Consider the following 6710-nt stretch of genomic DNA (forward strand, 5'->3'; position numbering starts at 1 on the left):
GACGGCGGTACGCGGCTGCGTACCGCCGTCTTCGCGTCCCCGCACCGCACCTCCCGTACGCCTTCCGTATTCCGAACAGCCGCCTCCGGACAACGAACCGTTTCCGGCCAACCTGTTGAGGCGCTCCTGACAACGAGTCAACGCGCCTGCCACTCTTCACCTCGATCGGCGCACGGTGCCCCATGCGGCACTCGCGTACCGGTCATGGCACCCCACGCACCCCCCACGCACACGCACCTCGCTCTGCCTGTTCTGCCAGTTCTGACCGGTCGGCCACCCCGCCGTCCGGTGGTCCGGCCGTGACCACGGCCCGCAGAAGGAGTCAGTGTTGAGACCCACCTCCCACACCACCCGTCGTCGTGCCACCGCGGTCGGCGCCCTGCTCTCCGCCGCCGCCCTGCTCGCCGTCGGCCTCCAGGCCGGCACCGCGAGCGCCGACCCCACGGCCGCCCCCGTCGCCGGACAGGCCGATCCGGGCGCGCTGCCCGCGAAGCTGTCGCCCGCCCAGCGCGCCGAGCTGCTGCGCGAGGCGAACGCGACCAAGGCCGAGACCGCGAAGGACCTCGGGCTCGGCGCCAAGGAGAAGCTCGTCGTCCGTGATGTCGTCCAGGACCGGGACGGCACCACGCACACCCGCTACGAGCGCACCTACGACGGACTGCCCGTCCTGGGCGGCGACTTGGTGGTCGCCGCGACGTCGGGCGAGACCGAAGCCGTCACCAAAGCCTCGAACGCGAAGCTGACCGGCGTGGACACCACCGCCGAGGTCGCCGCGTCCGCCGCCGAGGAGCAGGCGGTGGACGCCGCACGGGCGGAGGGTTCGAAGAAGACCGCCGCCGAGAAGGCCCCGCGCAAGGTCGTGTGGATGGCGAAGGGCTCCCCCACCCTCGCGTACGAGACCGTGGTCGGCGGGCTTCAGCACGACGGGACGCCCAACGAACTGCACGTCGTCACGGACGCCGCGACCGGCGAGAAGCTGTACGAGTGGCAGGCCGTGCAGAACGAGGGCACGGGCAACACCCAGTACGGCGGCCAAGTCCCGCTCGGCACCTCGCAGTCGGGCAGCAGCTACACGCTCAACGACGCCGGGCGCGGCAGCCACAAGACGTACAACCTCAACCGCGGCACGTCCGGCACCGGCACCCTCTTCTCGGGCCCGGACGACGTCTGGGGCGACGGCACCCCGCAGAACCTGGAGACCGCCGGCGCCGACGCGCACTACGGTGCCGCGCTGACCTGGGACTACTACAAGAACGTGCACGGCCGCAGCGGTATACGCGGCGACGGCGTCGCGGCCTACTCGCGGGTGCACTACGGCAACGCCTACGTCAACGCGTTCTGGCAGGACAGCTGCTTCTGCATGACGTACGGCGACGGGACCGCCAACGCCAAGCCGCTCACCTCGATCGACGTGGCCGCGCACGAGATGACGCACGGCGTCACCTCCAACACCGCGGGCCTGGTCTACAGCGGGGAGTCCGGCGGGCTCAACGAGGCGACCAGCGACATCATGGCGGCGGCCGTCGAATTCAACGCCAACAACGCCACGGACAAGGGCGACTACCTCGTCGGCGAGAAGATCGACATCCGGGGCAACGGGACGCCGCTGCGCTACATGGACAAGCCCAGCAAGGACGGGTCGTCCAAGGACGCCTGGTACTCGGGCATCGGCTCGATCGACGTGCACTACTCCTCGGGTCCGGCCAACCACTTCTTCTACCTGCTGTCCGAGGGCAGCGGCGCGAAGACGGTCAACGGCGTGAGCTACGACTCGCCGACCTCCGACGGCCTTCCGGTCACCGGTATCGGCCGCGAGAAGGCCGCGCTGATCTGGTACAAGGCCCTGACCACCAAGTGGGGCTCGAACACGAACTACGCGGGAGCGCGCACCGGCACGCTCGCGGTCGCGGGTGAGTTGTACGGGACGTCGAGCGCCGAGTACAAGGCGGTGCAGGACGCGTGGGCCGGGGTCAACGTGGGCGCCCGCTCCGGTGGCGGGGGCGGCGGCACCTCGTACGAGAACACGACCGTCGTGGCCATCCCGGACAACGGCGCGGCCGTGACCTCGTCGATCGCCGTCGACAAGACCGGCAACGCACCGGCCGCGCTCCAGGTCGCCGTGAACATCACGCACACCTGGCGCGGTGACCTCGTCGTGGACCTGGTGGCGCCCGACGGCACGGTCTACGGCCTGAAGCCGTTCAGCTCCTCGGACTCGGCGGACAACGTCATCGCCACGTACAGCGTGAACGCCTCGTCCGAAGTGGCCGCCGGTACCTGGAAGTTGCGGGTGCAGGACAAGGCGGCGCAGGACACGGGCCGGATCAACAGCTGGAAGCTGACGTTCTAGTCGCCGTTGCCGGCTGACGTTCGGTCGCCGTGGGCGGCTGACGCCGAGTCGCCGTCACCGGCTGACGTTCCGGCCGCTGTCGGCGGGGGCCGGATCCGGGGCCCCGGGGCCCCCCCTTCCGGGGGGCCGGGGGGCCGGGGTTCGGGGGGCTCGTGCGTGCCCCAACTGTCGTACGCCTCACAGTGATCGGCCCGGGCGCGCGGATCGCTCGTCGGGCACCATGCAGGGATGACCTCCACCGAAACCGAAACCGGGAACGAAACCCCCCTCACGCTCCCCGCCCACGCGACCGGCTACCCGGGCGTCGCCTTCGGCGGGTACGTCGCGGGGCTGCTCGCGGCGCGGACCGGCGCCGAGCAGGTGCGGGTGGACTTCCGGGCCGCCGTGCCGGTGGCGACCGGGATCGTGCTCGCCGACGGGCCGGACGGCGCTACGGCGCTACGGAACGGCGAGGGGACGGACCTCGTCCTGGCAGCCCCCGCGGAGCTCACCGTCGAGGTACCCGAACCGCCGTCGTGGGCCGAGGCGGAGGAGGGGGCCCTGGAGCAGGTCGGCTTCCTGCGCCGCAACCCGCCCCCGATCAGGGACTGTTACGGCTGCGGCCCGGATGTGCTGCCCGGCCAGGGCCTGAAGCTGCTGCCGGGCCGTGTCGCAGGCCGTCCCGGGCAGCTCGCCGGTGCCTGGGTGCCGGACCGTGAACTTGCCGGCCCCGATGGCACGCTCCCGCCCGAGATCGTGTGGTCGGCGCTGGACTGCCCCGGCGGCCTCGCGGGCATGCGGATCGGGCGGATGCCCGAGGGCGGGGTGACGGCACGCCTCACGGGCACGCAACTGCTGCCCGTACGCGCGGGAGAGCGCCACATCTCGTACGCCTGGCTGCTGCACCGCGAAGGCCGCAAGACGACCGTGGGCGTGGCGCTCACGACGGCGGAGGGTGAACTGTGCGCGCTGGGCGAGGCGTTGTGGATCACTCCGAAGGAGCCGGTGACGGGCTGAGGGTGCAGATGCAGACGGCACCCATGTGCACCGGGTAGCGGACGCGGCGCGTCGGGCAACGGACGAAATCCGGCCAACCAGCGGTCAGGCGTACTGGCATGGACCCGTCACCGCTGGCACGCTGCCACCGCGCGCAGCAGCCAAGCACCCGCAGCGTCGCACTTCCCCGAAGCCCGGGCGGTCCCCCATGCCGCCCGGGCTTCACCGAACGGTCGCCGGGGGGGGCCGCCGCCCCCCCCCCCCCCCCCCCCCCCCCCCCCCCCCCCCGCCCCCCCCCGCCCCCCGAACGGCCGCGGGTGGCCCCCGCCGCCACCCGGCACACCCCTCAGCGCATCAGCACCCCGGGCCACCCGGCACCCCCTCACCGCATCAGCACCCCGGCCACCTCCCCCGTCAACTCCGAGGGCAGCGCCACGAGTCCGAGGTCGCGGGCCGAGGCGAGCAGCCGGTGGGAGGGGAGGATGCGGACCGTGTAGCCGAAGGGGCCGGTGCGGTCGAGGGCGAGCGGGCCCTCGTAGATCCAGCGGCCCTCCAGATCGGGGCCGCCCGCCGGCTTCAACGGGGTCGCGACCGCATCCGTCAGGGTGTCGTCCGAGTCGACGCGGCCCGTGACGGACTGGACCTCGACGTCGTCCGGCTGGAGCTCGCCGAGCTGGACGCGGACGCGCAGGGCGACGGTCGCGCCGAGTTCCGCCGTCGAGCCGACCGTCGCGGCCTCCACATGATCGACCGCGACATGGGGCCAGGCCGAACGGATCCGGCCTTTCCACACGGCGAGTTCACGCGCGGCCGCGAAGTCCAGGCCCCGCTGCGACTGGGCCGCGGGCGCGTACAGCTTCGCCACGTAGTCGCGCACCATGCGCCCGGCGAGCACCCGCGGGCCGAGCGAGGTGAGCGTACGGCGGACCATCTCGATCCAGCGGTCGGGCAGCCCCTCGGGCCCGCGCTCGTAGAAGCGGGGCGCGATCCGCTGCTCCAACAGGTCGTACAGCGCCCCCGCTTCGAGCGCGTCCCGCCGGTCGTCGTCGGTGGCGGCGCCGTCCGCGGTCGGGATGGCCCAGCCGAAGTCCGGCTCGTACCATTCGTCCCACCAGCCGTCCAGGACGGACAGGTTGAGGCAGCCGTTGAGCGCCGCCTTCATGCCGCTCGTGCCGCAGGCCTCCAGCGGGCGCAGCGGATTGTTGAGCCAGACGTCGCAGCCCGGGTAGAGCTTCTGCGCCATCGCCATGCCGTAGTCGGGCAGGAAGACGATCCGATGCCGTACGCGGGGGTCGTCGGCGAACCTGACCAGCTCCTGGATCAGCCGCTTGCCGCCGTCGTCCGCCGGATGCGCCTTGCCCGCGACGACGATCTGGATCGGCCGCTCGGGGTGCGTGAGCAGGTCCATCAGACGGTCGCGGTCACGGAGCATCAGGGTCAGTCGCTTGTACGAGGGGACGCGGCGCGCGAAGCCGATGGTGAGGACATCGGGGTCCAACACCTGGTCGATCCAGCCGAGTTCGGCGGTCCCCGCACCCCGCTGGCGCCAGGAGGCGCGCAGCCGGGCACGGACCTCGTCCACCAGATGCGAGCGCAGCACCCGCCGCAGCTCCCAGATCTTGTCGTCGGGGATGTCGGCCACCGCGTCCCAGCGCTGCGAACCACCCACCGTGAACGCGTCCTCGGTGCGCTGCGCCCCGATCTGCCGCGCACCGAGCCGGAACACCTCGGGCGCCACCCAGGTCGGCGCGTGCACCCCGTTGGTCACCGAGGTGATCGGCACCTCCTCGGGGTCGAATCCCGGCCAGAGCCCCGAGAACATCTCCCGGCTCACCTTGCCGTGCAGCGTCGAGACCCCGTTGGCGCGGGCCGCGAGCCGCAGACCCATGACCGCCATGTTGAACAGGTTGGGCTCGCCTCCCGGGTACGTCTCCATGCCGAGGCTGAGGATGCGCTGCACATCGATGGCGGGCAGCTCGGCCTGCGGACCGAAGTGCTGGGCGACCAGCTCCCGGTCGAAGCGGTCGATGCCGGCCGGTACGGGGGTGTGGGTGGTGAACACGGTGCCGGCGCGTACGGCTTCGAGCGCCGCGTCGAAGTCGAGGCCCTGCTCGGCCAGTTCGGCGATCCGCTCCAGACCCAGGAAGCCCGCGTGCCCCTCGTTGGTGTGGAACACCTCGGGCTCGGCATGACCGGTCAGGCGGCAGTACGTTCGCACGGCCCGCACCCCGCCGATCCCGAGCAGCATCTCCTGGAGCAGCCGGTGCTCGCTGCCGCCGCCGTAGAGCCGGTCGGTGACATCGCGCTCGCCGAGATCGTTCTCCTCGACGTCTGAGTCGAGGAGCAGCAGCGGTACGCGGCCGACCTGGGCCTGCCAGACATGGGCCCGCAGCTGCCGTCCGTGCGGCAGGGCGAGCGCCACCTGACTCGGTGTGCCGTCCGGCTCCTTGAGCAGGGTGAGCGGCAGCTCGTTGGGGTCGAGCACGGGGTAGTGCTCCTGCTGCCAGCCGTCGCGCGACAGGGACTGCCGGAAGTAGCCGTGCCGGTACAGGAGCCCGACGCCGATCAGCGGGACACCCAGATCGCTCGCGGCCTTGAGGTGATCACCGGCGAGGATGCCGAGCCCGCCCGAGTACTGCGGCAGCGCGGCCGTGATCCCGAACTCCGGTGAGAAGTAGGCGATCCCGGCCGGCAGCCCCGCCTCGGACTGCCCCTGGTACCAGCGCTCCCCGCCCACGTACTCCCGCAGGTCGTCGGCGGCGAGCCGCAGCCGCTCCAGAAAGCCCTCGTCGCCGGCGAGCTCGTCGAGCCGCGACGGGGGCACCGTGCCGAGCAGCTGCACCGGGTCCCCGTCCCACCGCCCGGGGTCGACGGACTCGAAGAGTTCTCTGGTTCCCGCGTGCCAGGACCAGCGCAGATTGCGGGCGAGTTCGGTGAGCGGACGGAGCGGCTCGGGCAGTACGGGACGCACGGTGAATCGACGAATAGCCTTCACGTTCTCCACCTTCACGGGGGTCTACGCGTCTCGGGGACCCACGGCGTCGTACGTCCCCCTCGTCATGGTCGACGGTAGCGGGGGCAGGAGGGGTGGGGCTACGGCGCACTGAGGCGTCGGGCCGTGCGGCAGACGGCTCAGAAGGCCAGGTCTTCCCAGGTGACGCTGATCCCGAACGGCTCGGGGAACTCGATGCCGAGGCCGGCCGGCTCCCACTCCCCGACGGGCACGTACACGACGGGGCGCAGCGGCTCGACGGCGAGCCCGGACCGGTCACCGAACCCTTTGCTCCAGGTCAACATCCCGTAAAGCAACGCCAGTTACCACGGCCTGCCCCGCCCGCCGGCGGGGGCGGCCGCCTTGCGGTCACGCCATAAGTCCGCCTGGGTG

The 6710-nt window shown here is 72.1% G+C and carries 4 protein-coding genes; 2 read left to right on the forward strand and 2 right to left on the reverse strand.

Going from position 1 to position 6710, the window contains the following annotated elements; translation table 11 throughout:
• The first annotated feature begins 328 nt into the window (after nucleotides 1-328).
• Nucleotides 329-2350: a M4 family metallopeptidase gene (locus JAO81_RS01305; protein ID WP_199545834.1), complete on the forward strand. Its 2022-nt coding sequence runs from the start codon at nucleotides 329-331 to the stop codon at nucleotides 2348-2350.
• 228 nt (nucleotides 2351-2578) lie between these two features.
• A complete protein-coding gene (locus JAO81_RS01310) occupies nucleotides 2579-3346 on the forward strand; it encodes a PaaI family thioesterase (RefSeq protein ID WP_233414773.1) in 768 nt (255 codons plus the stop codon).
• Between the two features lie 361 nt (nucleotides 3347-3707).
• Here the strand turns inward: JAO81_RS01310 and glgP are convergent, their stop codons facing one another.
• Both glgP and JAO81_RS01320 read right to left on the reverse strand, forming a co-directional pair.
• Nucleotides 3708-6320, reverse strand: coding sequence for an alpha-glucan family phosphorylase (gene glgP, locus JAO81_RS01315; protein ID WP_199545835.1), 2613 nt, complete (start codon nucleotides 6318-6320; stop codon nucleotides 3708-3710).
• A 137-nt stretch (nucleotides 6321-6457) separates the two neighbouring features.
• On the reverse strand, nucleotides 6458-6622 hold the full coding sequence (locus tag JAO81_RS01320) for a hypothetical protein (protein ID WP_199545836.1): 165 nt from the start codon (nucleotides 6620-6622) through the stop codon (nucleotides 6458-6460).
• Nucleotides 6623-6710 lie beyond the last annotated feature (88 nt).

It is taken from the genome of Streptomyces sp. N35, from assembly GCF_016464295.1.
Classification (GTDB): domain Bacteria; phylum Actinomycetota; class Actinomycetes; order Streptomycetales; family Streptomycetaceae; genus Streptomyces.

Excerpts from the sequence above, each read along its gene's own strand:
- JAO81_RS01320 (WP_199545836.1), bottom strand. The coding sequence starts at position 6,622 with ATGTTGACCTGGAGCAAAGGGTTCGGTGACCGGTCCGGGCTCGCCGTC.
- JAO81_RS01310 (WP_233414773.1), top strand. The coding sequence starts at position 2,579 with ATGACCTCCACCGAAACCGAAACCGGGAACGAAACCCCCCTCACGCTC.